The organism is Mesorhizobium sp. J18, from assembly GCF_007829525.1.
GTDB lineage: Bacteria > Pseudomonadota > Alphaproteobacteria > Rhizobiales > Rhizobiaceae > VLJP01.
The window spans coordinates 1-13,913 of record NZ_VLJP01000013.1; the positions used below are offsets into that span (position 1 = coordinate 1).

The following is a 13,913-nucleotide window of genomic DNA, read 5'->3' on the forward strand; positions in this document are numbered from 1 at the left end:
TCCTCCAGATACGCTTCCTGCACACGCGGCGCCAGCTTGTCGGCAGCAAAGGACGCCGCCGCGTCGCGGATCATCCGCTCCTCCTCAGTCAACTGGTCATCAAGGAGGAAGGGGTCGTTCCAGATGAAACTGGCGGCTGCCGGTTTCGGCTTTGCGTTTTCAACGTTCATCTTTTTCCGTCCTGCATTGTTTGGCGCCTATTTAGAGCGGAACGGCATGGCGGCGAAAGGGCTTTTGGCGGAAAAACTTGCCGATAGGGACTCGCTTATCTGGATATGCCCGGCAGGCTCCTGACGCTGAGGATAACTTCCGGACAGCTTCCGCCAAGGCCGCGAATCCCGCTATGATCGTGCGATGCTGATCCGCCAGCTCACCGAAACCATGATCAACCAGATCGCCGCCGGCGAAGTGATCGAACGTCCGGCCAGTGTGGTCAAGGAACTGGTCGAAAACGCGCTCGACGCCGGCGCATCGCGCATAGAGATCGCCACGGCAGGCGGCGGGCTCACGCTCCTGCGCGTTACCGATGACGGCTGCGGCATCGCGGCCGATGAATTGCCGCTGGCGGTGGCGCGCCATTGCACCTCCAAGCTTGGTGACGACATAAACGACATCCGTTCACTCGGCTTCCGCGGCGAGGCGCTTCCTTCCATCGGCTCCGTCGCACGTCTCGCTCTCCGCTCGCGCACGGCCGACGGTGACGGTGGGGCGGAAATATTGGTCGAAGCCGGTCGCGTCTCGCCGGTGCGCCCGGTCGCGGCCAATCGTGGCACCACCGTCGAGGTGCGCGACCTCTTCTTCGCCACCCCCGCGCGGCTGAAATTCATGCGCAACGAACGGGCTGAGGCAGCCGCCATCAGCGAGACCGTCAAGCGCATCGCCGTTGCCTTCCCTTCGGTGCGCTTCACCCTCTCGGGAACCGACAGGACGGCGCTGGACCTCTCCGCTACTGAAGAGGATGGGACCTTCATACGCCGCATCGGACAGGTGCTTGGTCGCGATTTCACCGAAAATTCGATTCCGATCGAGGCGGAACGGGAAGGCGTGCAGCTTTTCGGGCATGTGTCGATCCCCTCCTATTCACGAGGCAATGCCCTGCAGCAATATGCCTATGTGAACGGCCGGCCCATACGCGACAAGCTGATCGCAGGCGCCATCCGGGGCGCCTATATGGATGCCCTGCCACGCGACAGGCATGCCGTCGCAGTGCTCTTCCTTTCGCTCGATCCGGCTCTGGTCGACGTCAATGTGCATCCGTCCAAGGCAGATGTGCGCTTCCGGGATCCCGGCCTAGTGCGCGGGCTGATCGTCGGCGCCATCCGTGAGGCGCTGTCGCGCCAGGGATTGCGATCGGCAACCACCGGGGCGGCAGCCATGCTCGAGGCCTTCCGGGCGGCAGCCGCACCCCGGCCGAATGGCAGCCACCACGCCGGATGGAGCGCCGTCACCTCGCCCAGCCGTCCGCTCGACGCGGGTTTCGCGGAAGGCGTCCAGACGATGTTCGACACGGGCGCAGGGATCAGCGGCGACACGCGAGCCGGAACGGCGGAACTCCCTGCCGAGGCATTGCGGGCGCCGCTCGGCGTCGCCCGCGCCCAGGTGCACCAGAACTATATCGTGGCGCAGACGGAAGATTCGCTGATTATCGTGGACCAGCACGCCGCCCACGAACGGCTGGTCTATGAATCGTTGAAACAGGCGATCCACTCCCGCCCCCTTCCCTCGCAGATGCTTCTCCTTCCGGAGATCGTCGATCTGCCGGAAGAGGATGCCGAACGTATTGCCGCCCATGCCGAATTCTTCCGCCGCTTCGGGCTGGGACTGGAACGCTTCGGTCCCGGCGCGATTGCCGTGCGCGAGACGCCCGCCATGCTGGGCAAGACGGATGCCGCCGAACTCGTGCGCGACCTGGCGGACGAAATCGCCGAGGACGACACGGCGAACAGCCTCAAGGAACGCATCGACCGTATAGCCGCCACCATGGCCTGCCACGGTTCTGTCCGTTCCGGCCGCCGCCTTCAGGCGGAGGAGATGAATGCGCTATTGCGGCAAATGGAAGCCACACCCGGCTCCGGCACATGCAATCACGGCCGGCCGACCTATATCGAATTGAAGCTTGCGGATATCGAAAGGCTGTTCGGCCGGAGATAGGCTTCCTGCCACTCCGCTTGACCTTGCCCGCATTTTGTGGCGCAAACATCCAGGCCGCAGCAATTGCTAGGGGCTAGTCGAGGACGCATTGATGAACCGTTTCGAAGGACCGGGCTCACGGGAAGCGCGATTGCGCTATCTGGATGGTGATTTCCAGGTCATCGCGCCGGGCGCCTTCGTGCGTTGTGCCGTGACAGGCCAGCCCATCCCGCTCGACGAGTTGAAATACTGGAGCGTTGCGCGGCAGGAAGCCTATGCCAATGCCGAAATCTCGCTCAACCGCGAGCTGGAGCAGAACCCGGACCTGCGCAAACGCGACCAGATTAATAGGTCCCCTACCTAGACCTTAAGCCTGCGTTCCTTCCACGCTTCGACTGTCCGGCGGATAAGCGTCACCGGAGTGGCCGGGTTCTCGAACACCACATCGATCTCCAGGACGTGGATGCTTTCGGCGAACCGGCGCATGGATTTGCTGCCATGCCTGAGGCGCACGGCATCCTTGGCCGTCGTGACCAGACTGTAGCCCTTGCCCTCGGCAACTGATGAAAGCTCCCGCAATTCCTCTTCCGTGAAGACGTGGTGATCCGGAAAGGGGCGTTCGACGGCAATCTTCCCGCCCGCCTGACGAAGCGTCTCGAAGAACTTGCCTGGATTCCCTATGCCGGCAAATGCCAATAATTCCTTGCCGCGCAGGTCGTGGCCGCTCCTCGGCTCCACATGCGCCTCGAATACCGGCTTCCCCGCCCGCGAGGCCATGCGCACGACTTCGTCGGCGCCTTCACCTGCCCCCATGCGCAGGATTGCATCCGCGTGACGCAACTGCTCCAGCAGCGGTGCACGGAGGGGACCGCCCGGAATGACATGTCCGTTGCCCAATCCCCGCAAGGCATCGACGACGATCAGCGCATGATCGATCCGGATGCGAGCGCTCTGGAAACCGTCATCCATGAGGATGAAGTCGCAGCCCTCCTCGACAAGGCACCTGGCGCCCGCAGCGCGATCCGGCGTAACCACCGTCGCGGCGTGTTCTGCCAGGAGCAGCGGCTCGTCGCCGACCAGCCGGGCGCTGTCGTGATGCGGATCCACCAGATGCGGACCGGAAAAACTGCCGCCATGGCCGCGCGAAAGAAAGCCGGGCTTCAACCCCTGCTCGCGCGCTTCGCGACCCAGGGCGATGGCGACGGGTGTCTTCCCTTCGCCGCCGACCGTGAAATTGCCGATGCACAGGACGGGAACGCCGGTCTCCTCGCGCTTTGCCGCGCGCATCCGATAGCTCGCGGCAAGGCCATAGAGCGCCGAGAATGGCCAGAGCGCCGCGGCACGCCAGTCAGGCGCCTCCCACCAGAAGGGCGGCGCTTCGCTGGCCATTATCCACGCCCCTGCAGCCGGCTCTTCAGGATGAGCGGCTGTATATACGGTTCCAGCGCGGTCAAGGTGTGAGCGAGCGCGCCAGACATTTCATCCACGGCCCGCAGGCCCGCTTTCATCATTCCCTTTCTGGCCGGCTCGTTATTGAAGAGAAAATTGACGGCACCTGCGAGCATGTCCTGATCACGCACGAGTCTTGCCCCGCCACGGTCGATGAGGCGGCGATAGGTCTCGCGGAAATTCTGCACATTCTTTCCAGCCAGCACGGCGGTTCCCAGCATGGCAGGTTCGATGGGGTTCTGCCCGCCCTCGATCGCCAGCGAGCGGCCGACGAAAGCGATCTCCGTCAGGCGCAGATAGAGGCCCATTTCGCCGATCGTATCGCCGAGCAATATGTCGGTATCCGGCTGGATCGGGTCCTTGCGGCCCCGGCAAGCCACTTTAAGGCCCGCGGCGGCAAATTCCGCCTCAAGGGCGACTGCCCGTTCAGGATGGCGGGGCACGATGATCGTCAGTATATCCGGATGCCGTCTGCGCAGCATCCGGTGCACCTCGACCGCGATCTCCTCCTCGCCCGGATGGGTGGAAATGGCCGCCCAGGTCTTGCGGGTGCCGATTTCCTGCTTCAATTGCGCAAGGGTCTCCGGATCGACCGGTGGCGGAGACGTATCCACCTTGAGGTTTCCGGAAATCGTCACGGGACGGGCGCCGAGGATACGGAAACGCTCGCCGTCGACTTCCGACTGGGCCACCACATGCGCCAGGTTCTCGAACAGAGCTTCTGCAAGGAAGGGGTGCTTGCGCCAGCCTGCGAATGACCGATCAGACAGGCGGCCGTTGACCAGAACCTGCGGAACACGCCTGGCGCCGAGTTCCAGTATGGTCATGGGCCAGATTTCCGATTCCGCCATGATGGCGAGATCCGGCTGCCAATGATTGAGGAAACGGCTGATCGCCGGTTTCAGGTCGAGCGGCACATATTGGTGGATCACGCGGTCGCCGAGCCGCTCCTCTGCGACCTTGGCCGAGGTGACGGTGCCCGTCGTAAGCACGATATTGATCCCGTAGCTGAGGATGTGCTCGATCAGTCCGACCACCGCGACAGTTTCGCCGACGCTGGCGGCATGCATCCAGATCAAAGGACCTTCCGGCCGTGTCCTGTTGGTCTGGCCGTATCGCTCGCGCCGCCGCGCACGATCCTCCTTGCCCTTGCTGGCCCGCCAGGCGACGTAGCCGCCGATCAGCGGATAGATCGCGGCACCCGCCCAGCGGTAGGTGGTAAGAATGGCACGCGCCCAGCGTTCACTCATTGTACGCCATCGACGAGCCGGTAGGCTTCCTGCGTCGCCCGGTTGAGCGCATCTGTAACCTCACGGCGCTTTCTCTCCATCTCGTCATCATCGGCATCGGCCGGAACGAATATCGGCTCGCCGACGATGATGGCGCTGCGCCCGAAGGGGAGATTGATGACTGTCTTGTCCCAGGAGCGTTCCAGCACCTTGCGGCGGCTCGTTGCCATGGCCATCGGCAAGATCGGACGCCCTGATATGCGCGCCAGCGTGACGATGCCGAGGCCGGACTGCCTGGGCGTACCATGCGGGACGTCGGCGATCATGGCGACATTGCTGCCGTCGTCCAGCGCCCGCTTCAGCGCAATCAACGCCCTGGCGCCGCCCTTGCCGTTGCCGCTCGATTCGCGCCCTCCGGAGCCGCGCGCCACGATAAAGCCGAACCGCTCCAGGACGAGCGCGTTGAGCTCGGCATCGGCGCTGCGCGAGACCATTGCGGCCACGCGATTGCCCGGCGGGTTGAAGGCCGGAGACAGCAGATGCTGTCCGTGCCAAAGGGCGGTGATCGAAGGTGCATTTTCCCGCAAATGCGCGGCCACGTCATGGGAGCCGGCAGCGGGCGGGTTGGTTTTCTTCACGAAGCGAATGACGGTTGTGAGCAGAGCGGCCAGGATGTTCTTGGAAAGCCGGGATTCCGCCAATGGCTTGCGGATACGACGCCAAAGCCTCTTCGCCGGGCTCGCATTGCCGGTCCGGCGCCCGGAAACATTGGTGGACATCACGGCCTTCTGCTCCATTCCCGTCAATCTTGCCGGGATTCGGGGTCGAGAAGGCGATGCAGATGAACGATGAAGTAGCGCATATGGGCGTTGTCCACCGTTTCCTGGGCTTTTGCCTTCCATACCACCTCGGCGGACTTGTAGTCGGGAAAGATGCCTACGATGTCGAGCGCCTTGAGGTCGCGAAACTCGACGCTCGAAAGCGACTTCAGTTCGCCGCCGAATACCAGGTGCAGGAGTTGTTTTTTTCCGCTTTCGTCGGGCATTGGATTTGCCTTGGATGCAATGCAGGAGGAACCGGGGTGCGAAGCAGCGCGCCGCAACCGCATTCGATCTAGATCAATTCTTTCAAATTTGAAACCATTCGTGCATGACGGTCGGGAGCAACTCACCTGTCATATGCGGCAACCACCTTGGCTAGTTCCTCGAGCAGATGACCGCTGCCGGCCGCCAGCGGCCCGTGGCGGGGATCGGGGCCGGCATAGCGCGGAGGCTGGCCCGCCCGGTCAAGGATCATACCGCCAGCTTCCGCGAGCACAAGATCAGCCGCCGCCAGATCCCAGTCATGCGAATCCGGTTTGACGAAGCTCGCATCGAGCCTGCCGCTCGCCACCATGGCGATGCGATAGGCCAGCGAAGGGATGTAAGAATGCGTCCTGATGCGCGCGCGCAGGGAATCCGGAAGCGCAGCTATCATCGGTTTTGGGCCGGATATCAGCGGCTCATCGGTCGGTTTCGAGACCGTTATGGGAGAACCGTTCAGCCTGGCCCCGCCGCCGATGATCGCCATATAGGTCTCGCTCTTGGCCGGGCATTCGAGCACGCCCGCGACGGTCCTGCCGTCTTCCACGATGGCGATGCTGACGCACCAAGTGTCGCTACCGTCGATGAAAGCGCGGGTTCCGTCGATGGGATCGACCACGAAAGTGCGGCGCGCCGACAGACGTTCCGCCGAATCGACCGTTTCCTCGGAAAGCCAGCCATGTTCCGGCCGTGCCCGCAGAAGCTCCTCCTTCAGGAAGCGATCAACGGCGAAATCCGCCTCGCCGACCGGCGACTTGCCCTCCTTCCACCACACTTCCTGTGCGCGGCGGAAATAGCTCATGGCTATCTCGCCGGCCTCACGGGCCGCCTCGGACAGGAGCGTCAGATCCTCGTCGGACGAAAGCCGGGCGTCATCAATCGCCTGCAAGGGTCATTTCCTCGATGAGAAGAGTGGGGGCCGCCGTCCCGTAATTGCGATCGAGATCGCTGGCCGGCGTCATGGCGAGGAACATGTCCTTCAAATTGGACGCTATCGTGACCTCCGAGACCGGATAGGCGATCTCGCCATTCTCGATCCAGAAGCCCGCCGCGCCGCGGCTGTATTCGCCGGTTATCATGTTGACGCCCTGTCCGAAGACCTCGGTGACGTAGAAACCGGCCTTGATCGCCCGGATCAGTTCCTCAGGCGTGCTTTGTCCCGCCTCGAGGGCGAAATTGGTCGAGGAAGGGTTGACAGAAGACGAGGCGCGCACGCCGCGGCCATTGGTCTGAAGTCCCAGTTCGCGCGCCGCCGAAGTCGACAGCATCCAATGTTTGAGGATTCCCTCCTCCACCATCACCAGCGGCTTGCCCGCGACGCCCTCTCCGTCGAAAGGGCGCGAAGCCTGACCGCGCGGACGCAACGGATCATCCGTCGCAGTGATGCTTGCGGCGGCGATCTTCTTGCCCATCATGTCACGCAGGAAGCTCGTCTTCCTGGCCACCGATGCGCCGTTGATGGCGGCTGCCAGATGGCCCGCAATGCCGCGCGCCACGCGTGGATCGAAAACGACCGGCACCTTGGTCGTCTTCACCTTGCGCGCATTGAGACGCCTGACCGCGCGCTCGCCGGCAGTGCGGCCGATCTTTTTCGGCGTGTCGAGATCGGCGAAATGGATGCGCGAGGAAAAATCGTAATCCCGCTCCATTCCGGTGCCCTCGCCTGCGAGGACGCTGACGGAACGCGAAAAGCGTGTGGCTGTATATTGCCCGACAAAGCCGTGGGACGTGGCGAGCACGAGCCCGCCCGAACCGGCGCTCGCACCGCTGCCCGACGAATTGGTCACGCCGGGGATGGCGAGCGCTGCTTCCTCAGCGGCAAGCGCATCCTCGCGCAACTGGTCGGACGACACCTCCGTGGGGTCGAAAAGATCGAGATCGGGTATGTCCCGTGCCAGGAGATCCGGGTCGGCGAGATCCTGATAGGGATCCTCGGGAGAGACGCGCGCCATGGCCACCGCGCGCTCGGCGAGAGCAGCCGGGTCAGACGACATTGTGGCCGAAACGCTGGCAACGCGCTTGCCGAGGAAGACGCGCAAGGAAATATCGTCGCTTTCCGCCGATTCGGTGCCTTCCACCTTGCCAAGGCGGACGGAAACCCTCGTGCTGCGCCCGCGCACCACCACCGCGTCCGCCGCATCGGCGCCGGCCTTCTTCGCTGCCTCGACCAAAGCCATCACCCGGTCGACAAGCTGCTCCTGATCGGACGATCCTCGCATGGGTTTTCCAGAAACCGTTGGATTGACGCGGATGCTCGCCGCGGGACACTCTCAATGGCACCATCTATTGCCGGCGCGCCTCATGTGCAATGGCTGCGCCGATTTAAGGATATCAGCAGCCTGGAGCACTTTGCAGCAGGATGGATCACCTTGCGTCGCATAATGCGGTTAAATCAAACAGATAGGGTTCTCGAGGACCGGCACACACTGTTCTGAACCATGCCCGGGAGCCTCAAGCCCTGGCTTTGGTCCGCCGTCTGCGTTTGCCGGCCACTGCCGCTTCCACGGCGCGCTTCAGTTCGTCCTTGATGGAGACGGTTTCCGCCAGCACAGCCTCCACCTTCAGGAAGTCCAGTGCGCGGAAGCGTGAGACCGGCGGACGTAAAAGGATGTCCGGGCGCTTCTTTTGCAGCTTCATGGCGATGATCGACTGCATCATGATCTGCGTGGCGCCGAACATCAGGTCGATCGAGCCCGGCATCCGCTGCCCGGCCGGCACCGGCGCGCCGACGACATCTATGGCGATCACGATATCGGCTTCGCCTTCAACGAGATCGAAGGGCACGGGATTGTAGATCCCGCCGTCGATGAAGAGCCGTCCATCGCGGCGGACAGGACGGAACACGGCAGGGATAGCGGCCGAAGCCGCGAGCGCGGAGCGCAGATCTCCCGTCTTCAGCACGGCAAGCTCATGGGCATAATAGTCGGTCGCAGTGACACGCAGCGGGATTTTCAGATCCTCGAAACGCGCCGACACAGCCTCCGGCAGGAAGGAGTGCAATATGCGCTCCACGTTGAACTGGCTGAAGCGGAAGCCGCCATCGACCATTTCGCTGAAGCTTCCGGGCCTGGCCCGCCACATGCGGGCAGCCACTTCGGATCGTCGCGACAGGACCGAGCGCGTATAGGCGTGGATTTCCTTGCCGGACATCCCGGAGGCCATGGCCGCGCCCATAATGGCGCCGATGGACGATCCGGCGATGACACGCGGACGGATACCGAGTTCGTCCAGCGCCTCTATGACATGGATATGGGCAAGACCCCTCGCCCCGCCGCCGCCGAAAGCGACGGCGAAGGCTGGCCGGTCCGAAGGCGAATCGGCCACGGCCGTCGCTGCTGCGGGAATTGGCGAATGGCTCTGCCCAGGATGCATCTCCCGAAGCTTTACTCCTGAGGTTCCGGCCCGAGGATCATGATAGCGGGCTCGGCCTGAAGCAGCCGCTGCGCCGCCGCCAGTACCTGGTCCCGCGTCACCGCATTTATCAGTTCCACGCGGCGGTCGATATAGTCGATCCCGAGATCCTCGATCTGCAGGTTCACCAGCGTCCGAGCAATCACACTGGAGGAATCCAGATTGTTGATGGCATAGGCGCCGATGACATAGCGCTTGGCGGCATCCAGCTCCTCCTGCGTCGGGCCTTCGGCCGCCATCCGCCTGGCTTCATCAAGGATGATCTTCAAGGCCTCATTCGCCCTGTCCGGCCGGGTCGCGGTGCCAATCATAAGGGCTTCGGAATATTTGCGGCTGATAAGATCGGAGCCGACGCCATAGGCGAGGCCCCGCTTCTCTCGCACTTCCTCGAACAACCGGGATGAGAAGGTTCCGCCGCCAAGGATCTCGTTCATGAGATACGCGGGAAAGAATTCCGAATCCTTGCGCGAAACACCTGGATAGACCACGTGGATCGTGCTTTGCGGAAGGTCGTAGGCAATGGGAATCCTCTGATCGAGCCTGGGAGCGACATGCTCCACGGGAAGAAGATCCGGCTCCTCTGGAAGATCGCCGAACAGCGCATCCAGTTCCCGCTTCAGATCCTCAGGGCCGATTGCGCCCACCACCGCCACATGCAGCCTGCCGCGCGCAAAGAGACGGTCGTGGAAGGCTTTCAGATCTTCCTCCGTGATGGAATCGAGTGTTTCGGCGGTGCCCTGGTCGGGTCGCGCATACGGATGTTCGCCATAGAGCGCCTTGGCGAATTCGCGTTGCGCTTCATATTGCGGGTCGCGTGACTGGGAAAGCAGGCGGGATTTTATCTGCGAGCGGATGCGGTCGATGGGCGGCTGGTCGAAGCGCGGCTCGTTGATGGCCAGCCGCAACAGATCCAGCGCTTCCCGCTGGTTTTCCGCGAGCAGGCGCATCGAGCCGTATATCGCGTCCCGCGAGGCACTGAAGCTCATCTCCGCCCCGGCGACGTCAAGCGCCTGCTGGAATTTGGCCGATTCCAGATCGCCCGCGCCCTCGTCGAAAAGCCCGGTCATCAGATTGGCGATGCCTTCCTTGCCGGCAGGGTCCTGGGTGCTGCCGCCCTCGAAAGCGAAGCGGATCGTCACGATCGGGATCGTATGGTCTTCGACGAGCCATGCCGTGATACCCTTTTGTGACGTGACCTCCTGGATCTCGACCGCCGCACGCGCCGGCATGATCGCGGGCAAGGCCAGGAAGAAGAACGCAAGGGCGAGAATGGTCGACAGGGAAAGGATTCTTGCCATGGCATTCGACTGCATGGTGCGCCCGCTCCTCATGTCGGCTCCTCGGATTTCGGCAGCAGATGGCCGGTCACCGAGCGGCTGTCCTCCAGATAGGTCGCCGCGGCATTCCTTATCTGCTCCACGGTGACGGCACGGATACGCTCCGGCCATTCCCGGACATCCTCCACGGAGCCGCCGGTCGCAAGCGTCGAACCGTAGATGCGGGCCATTCCCGACTGGCTGTCGCGGGCAAAGATCATGCTGCGCACGAAACGCGTCTTGGCCATTTCCAGCTCTTCCTCGGAAACGCCGTCGGCTGCGATACGGGCGATCTCCGCATTGGTGGCTTTCTCGACTTCTTCCAGCGTCGCCTCGCCGCGCGGCGCGCCATAGACGGTGAAGCTCGAATCATCGATCGCAGTTCCCTGGAAATAGGCGCCGACGGATGCGGCTATACCTTCCTCCACCACCAGTTTGCGGTAGAGCCGGCTATGCACGCCGCCTCCCAGGATCTCCGACAGAAGATCCAGGGCCTCCGCTTCGCCGGGCTCGGCGCTCTCATAGGACGGCACCACCCATGATTTGCTGAATTTCGGTACGCCAACGCGTGGATCCTCGAGCGTCACGAGCCGCCTGGTGTTCTGCTCCGGCTCCTGCGGCCGGATACGCGGCTCCATGTCGGGTCCGCGCGGAATCTTGCCGTAGGTCTTCTCCGCCAGATCGCGGACGGTCTCGGCATCCACATCTCCGGCTACGACCAGAACGGCATTGTTCGGGACATAGTAGCGGTTGTAGAATTCGATCGCGTCGGCCCGGTTCAGCTTCTTGATCTCGTGCATCCAGCCGATCACCGGGATGCCGTAGGGGTGGTTCTGATAGAGGGTGGCGTCAATCTCCTCGCTCAGCAACGAATCCGGGGCGGTCTCGACGCGCGAGGCCCGTTCCTCGATGACAACATTCCGTTCCGGTTCGATGACCTCATCGGTCAGCACGAGATTGCGCATGCGATCGGCCTCGAAGTGCATCATGGTTTCGAGCGCTTCCGGCGTCACCTGCTGGTAATAGGCGGTGTAGTCGTAGGAGGTGAAGGCATTCTCCTGGCCGCCGATCTCGGCCACGCGGGCGGAGAACTCGCCCGGCTTGTGGTTCTTCGTGCCCTTGAACATCAGATGTTCGAAGAAATGGGCGATACCGGACTTGCCCGGCTGTTCGTCCGCGCTGCCCACCTTGTACCAGAGCATATGGGTGACGACCGGCGCGCGCCTGTCGGGTATGACGACGACCTGCAGTCCGTTCTCCAGCACGAAATCGGTGATTTCATTCTCGTCGCCGGGATCGTCGGCAGCCGAGGCATGTATGGGCGCCGAGAAAAGGACGAAAAGAAATGCGCCCATCGCCACCAGAATCAAGCGGACGGAGGGAACGGTTCTGGACGGCATCGAATGTCCTTCCTGAAATCTTGCTTCGCGAAAGTCCGGCATCTCAGGAGAACCGGCCAAACTGGGCCAAACTCGGGCAAGCACCCGAAGTCAGGCGACTTCCATGAAACGGACAATCGTGTCGCCGTAATGACGCTCATCCACGGCCAGGAACTCGCGGCCCGGATCGAAGATGGCGTCGGTCGCCTCCTCGACGACGCAGAGCGCGCCGGGGACAAGCCATCCGCCTTCGCGGGCGGATTTCAGGGCTAGCTCGCCCAGGCCCTTGCGGTAGGGCGGATCAGCAAAGAGGAAGTCAAACGGCTGGATCGTGCCGGCATCTCCCAGTTTCGTCGCATCCCGGCGGAATATCTTCGTGCGCCCTTGCAGGCCGAGATTTTCGATATTGGTGCGCAGGAGACCACGACCCTCGACCGATTCCTCGATGAAGAGACAATGAGCCGCGCCGCGCGACAGCGCCTCGAAGCCGAGCGCCCCGGTACCGGAAAACAGATCCAGCACGCGCGCCCCCTGCAGCCTTCCGGCAAAGCGATGTTCGAGAATGTTGAAAAGCGCCTCGCGGGTCCGGTCCGTCGTTGGCCGGATCCGGTCGGATGCTGGGGCCGCCAGCATACGCCCGCGGAATTGCCCGCCAACGATCCTCACCGCCTTCCAGGCCCCTTGCCCGGACCTCTCCCGCGAGGTCCCCCCGATCTGCTGCCGGCCGGACGCGGCCGTTCATTTGCCCGAGGGGAGCCGTGCGGCTTGCCACCCGGACGCTTGCTGCTGTCGGGCTTGCCGCCTTTTCGATCCGGCTTGCCGCCAGCGTGCCTTTCAGCCCTCTTGTAGGAGCCCGGCTTGCCGCCCTTTCTTTCCTGTGGTCGCGCCGCGGCCTTGGAATCAGCTGCGGCTTCCTTCTTCTTGCCCATCGGTCGGGCTCCGGGCGCCATCCACACATTGGAACTGTGAGGGCGGGGTGCATCCGCTGGTTTCGTATGCCCGCCAGCGCCGCTGCCGCGCCTTTCAGGCTTCGTTTGCAGACGCCCGAGCGCATCTTCCCGCACCTCTTCGCGGCTGCGCCTGCGCCTCTGCAAGGGGCGTTTTTCGACCACCGGCGCGTCCTTTTCCCGCTTCTTCGCGGGAGCGCTTTCCGGAGCGGGCTTGGCGTCGCCCACAGGGTTGCTGCTGAAAGGTTTGGTGATGGGCGCATCGAAATTCGCGCCTGCTTCGCTGATCAGACGCTCGCCCAGCTGGTCGCGCAATGTTCGGCCCCTGATCTCCTGCACGGCCCCTTCAGGCAATGCGCCGAGTTGGAAAGGGCCGTAGGAGATACGAATCAGCCGGTTGACCTCCAGGCCGAGCGCGCCGAGGATGTTGCGCACCTCGCGGTTCTTGCCTTCGCGCAGGCCGATGGTCAGCCAGGCATTGGAGCCCTGCTCGCGGTCGAGAACCGCCTCCACCGCGCCATAGAACACGCCGTCCACGGCGATACCGTCTTTCAGTCCTTCGAGCGCCTTCGGATCGACCTTACCATGCACGCGTACACGGTAGCGCCTCAGCCAACCGGTGGAGGGCAGTTCGAGCACGCGCGCCAGGCCGCCGTCATTGGTGAGCAGGAGAAGGCCTTCGGTGTTGATGTCGAGCCTTCCGACAGTCAGAAGGCGCGGCAGACCTTCCGGCAATATGTCGAAGACCGTGCGCCGGCCCTCCGGATCACGATTGGTCGTCACCACGCCTGCCGGCTTGTGAAACAGGAACAGGCGCGTACGCTCGATCGCGGGGATCGGCGCGCCGTCGACCTCGATATGATCGGTCAGTTGCACGTTGAAGGCGGGCGAGTTCAGTACCTTGCCGTTGACCGTGACGCGGCCCGCCTCGATCACGGCCCGCGCAAGCCGCTTGGCTATGCGCTCGCCG

The 13,913-nt window shown here is 63.3% G+C and carries 13 protein-coding genes and 1 pseudogene; 2 read left to right on the forward strand and 12 right to left on the reverse strand.

The features are described from left to right. A pseudogene (locus L598_RS21725) lies at positions 1 to 170 on the reverse strand (acyl-CoA dehydrogenase); the annotation flags it as partial. Positions 171 to 354: 184 nt separating this feature from the next. Here L598_RS21725 and mutL point away from each other — a divergent pair. Continuing rightward, positions 355 to 2,151 carry a DNA mismatch repair endonuclease MutL gene (gene mutL / locus L598_RS07235; RefSeq protein WP_144861306.1) on the forward strand — a complete coding sequence of 599 codons (1,797 nt, stop codon included), beginning with the start codon at positions 355 to 357 and terminating at the stop codon, positions 2,149 to 2,151. Between the two features lie 91 nt (positions 2,152 to 2,242). Beyond that, a complete protein-coding gene (locus L598_RS07240; RefSeq protein WP_186444950.1) occupies positions 2,243 to 2,494 on the forward strand; it encodes a DUF2093 domain-containing protein in 252 nt (83 codons plus the stop codon). Here L598_RS07240 and lpxK read toward each other — a convergent pair. From lpxK to L598_RS07295, 11 genes are all read right to left on the reverse strand, one after another. Continuing rightward, positions 2,491 to 3,519, reverse strand: coding sequence for a tetraacyldisaccharide 4'-kinase (lpxK, locus tag L598_RS07245; RefSeq protein WP_144861308.1), 1,029 nt, complete (start codon positions 3,517 to 3,519; stop codon positions 2,491 to 2,493). The two genes, L598_RS07240 and lpxK, sit on opposite strands and share 4 nt — an antisense overlap. Continuing rightward, a complete protein-coding gene (gene waaA, locus L598_RS07250; RefSeq protein ID WP_144861309.1) occupies positions 3,519 to 4,829 on the reverse strand; it encodes a lipid IV(A) 3-deoxy-D-manno-octulosonic acid transferase in 1,311 nt (436 codons plus the stop codon). The genes lpxK and waaA overlap by 1 nt, the downstream gene beginning before the upstream one ends. Continuing rightward, positions 4,826 to 5,605 (reverse strand): lysophospholipid acyltransferase family protein, encoded by a 780-nt coding sequence (locus L598_RS07255; protein ID WP_144861310.1) that lies wholly within the window; start codon positions 5,603 to 5,605, stop codon positions 4,826 to 4,828. Before L598_RS07255 ends, waaA begins: the two co-directional genes overlap by 4 nt. 5 nt (positions 5,606 to 5,610) lie before the next feature. After that, on the reverse strand, positions 5,611 to 5,853 hold the full coding sequence (locus L598_RS07260) for a DUF4170 domain-containing protein (RefSeq protein WP_144861311.1): 243 nt from the start codon (positions 5,851 to 5,853) through the stop codon (positions 5,611 to 5,613). A 122-nt stretch (positions 5,854 to 5,975) separates the two neighbouring features. Continuing rightward, positions 5,976 to 6,779 carry a 3'(2'),5'-bisphosphate nucleotidase CysQ gene (locus L598_RS07265; RefSeq protein ID WP_246658665.1) on the reverse strand — a complete coding sequence of 268 codons (804 nt, stop codon included), beginning with the start codon at positions 6,777 to 6,779 and terminating at the stop codon, positions 5,976 to 5,978. Continuing rightward, positions 6,766 to 8,109, reverse strand: coding sequence for a TldD/PmbA family protein (locus L598_RS07270; RefSeq protein ID WP_144861312.1), 1,344 nt, complete (start codon positions 8,107 to 8,109; stop codon positions 6,766 to 6,768). The genes L598_RS07265 and L598_RS07270 overlap by 14 nt, the downstream gene beginning before the upstream one ends. Before the next feature lie 232 nt (positions 8,110 to 8,341). Next, on the reverse strand, positions 8,342 to 9,214 hold the full coding sequence (locus L598_RS07275; protein WP_246658666.1) for a patatin-like phospholipase family protein: 873 nt from the start codon (positions 9,212 to 9,214) through the stop codon (positions 8,342 to 8,344). Positions 9,215 to 9,273: 59 nt separating this feature from the next. Continuing rightward, entirely contained in the window at positions 9,274 to 10,632 is a 1,359-nt protein-coding gene (locus L598_RS07280; protein WP_246658667.1) for a pitrilysin family protein, read from the reverse strand. Next, positions 10,629 to 12,017: a pitrilysin family protein gene (locus L598_RS07285; protein WP_144861314.1), complete on the reverse strand. Its 1,389-nt coding sequence runs from the start codon at positions 12,015 to 12,017 to the stop codon at positions 10,629 to 10,631. Before L598_RS07285 ends, L598_RS07280 begins: the two co-directional genes overlap by 4 nt. 90 nt (positions 12,018 to 12,107) lie before the next feature. Then, positions 12,108 to 12,662: a 16S rRNA (guanine(966)-N(2))-methyltransferase RsmD gene (gene rsmD, locus L598_RS07290; RefSeq protein WP_144861315.1), complete on the reverse strand. Its 555-nt coding sequence runs from the start codon at positions 12,660 to 12,662 to the stop codon at positions 12,108 to 12,110. Continuing rightward, a partial coding sequence (locus tag L598_RS07295) for a pseudouridine synthase (RefSeq protein ID WP_144861372.1) occupies positions 12,659 to 13,913 on the reverse strand: 1,255 nt, incomplete at its 5' end. The genes L598_RS07295 and rsmD, both read right to left, overlap by 4 nt.

Bases quoted from the DNA above. Each gene is read 5' to 3' on its own strand.
- mutL (WP_144861306.1), top strand. From the start codon at position 355: ATGCTGATCCGCCAGCTCACCGAAACCATGATCAACCAGATCGCCGCC.
- L598_RS07240 (WP_186444950.1), top strand. From the start codon at position 2,243: ATGAACCGTTTCGAAGGACCGGGCTCACGGGAAGCGCGATTGCGCTAT.
- lpxK (WP_144861308.1), bottom strand. From the start codon at position 3,519: ATGGCCAGCGAAGCGCCGCCCTTCTGGTGGGAGGCGCCTGACTGGCGT.
- waaA (WP_144861309.1), bottom strand. From the start codon at position 4,829: ATGAGTGAACGCTGGGCGCGTGCCATTCTTACCACCTACCGCTGGGCG.
- L598_RS07255 (WP_144861310.1), bottom strand. From the start codon at position 5,605: ATGGAGCAGAAGGCCGTGATGTCCACCAATGTTTCCGGGCGCCGGACC.
- L598_RS07260 (WP_144861311.1), bottom strand. From the start codon at position 5,853: ATGCCCGACGAAAGCGGAAAAAAACAACTCCTGCACCTGGTATTCGGC.
- L598_RS07270 (WP_144861312.1), bottom strand. From the start codon at position 8,109: ATGCGAGGATCGTCCGATCAGGAGCAGCTTGTCGACCGGGTGATGGCT.
- L598_RS07280 (WP_246658667.1), bottom strand. From the start codon at position 10,632: ATGAGGAGCGGGCGCACCATGCAGTCGAATGCCATGGCAAGAATCCTT.
- L598_RS07285 (WP_144861314.1), bottom strand. From the start codon at position 12,017: ATGCCGTCCAGAACCGTTCCCTCCGTCCGCTTGATTCTGGTGGCGATG.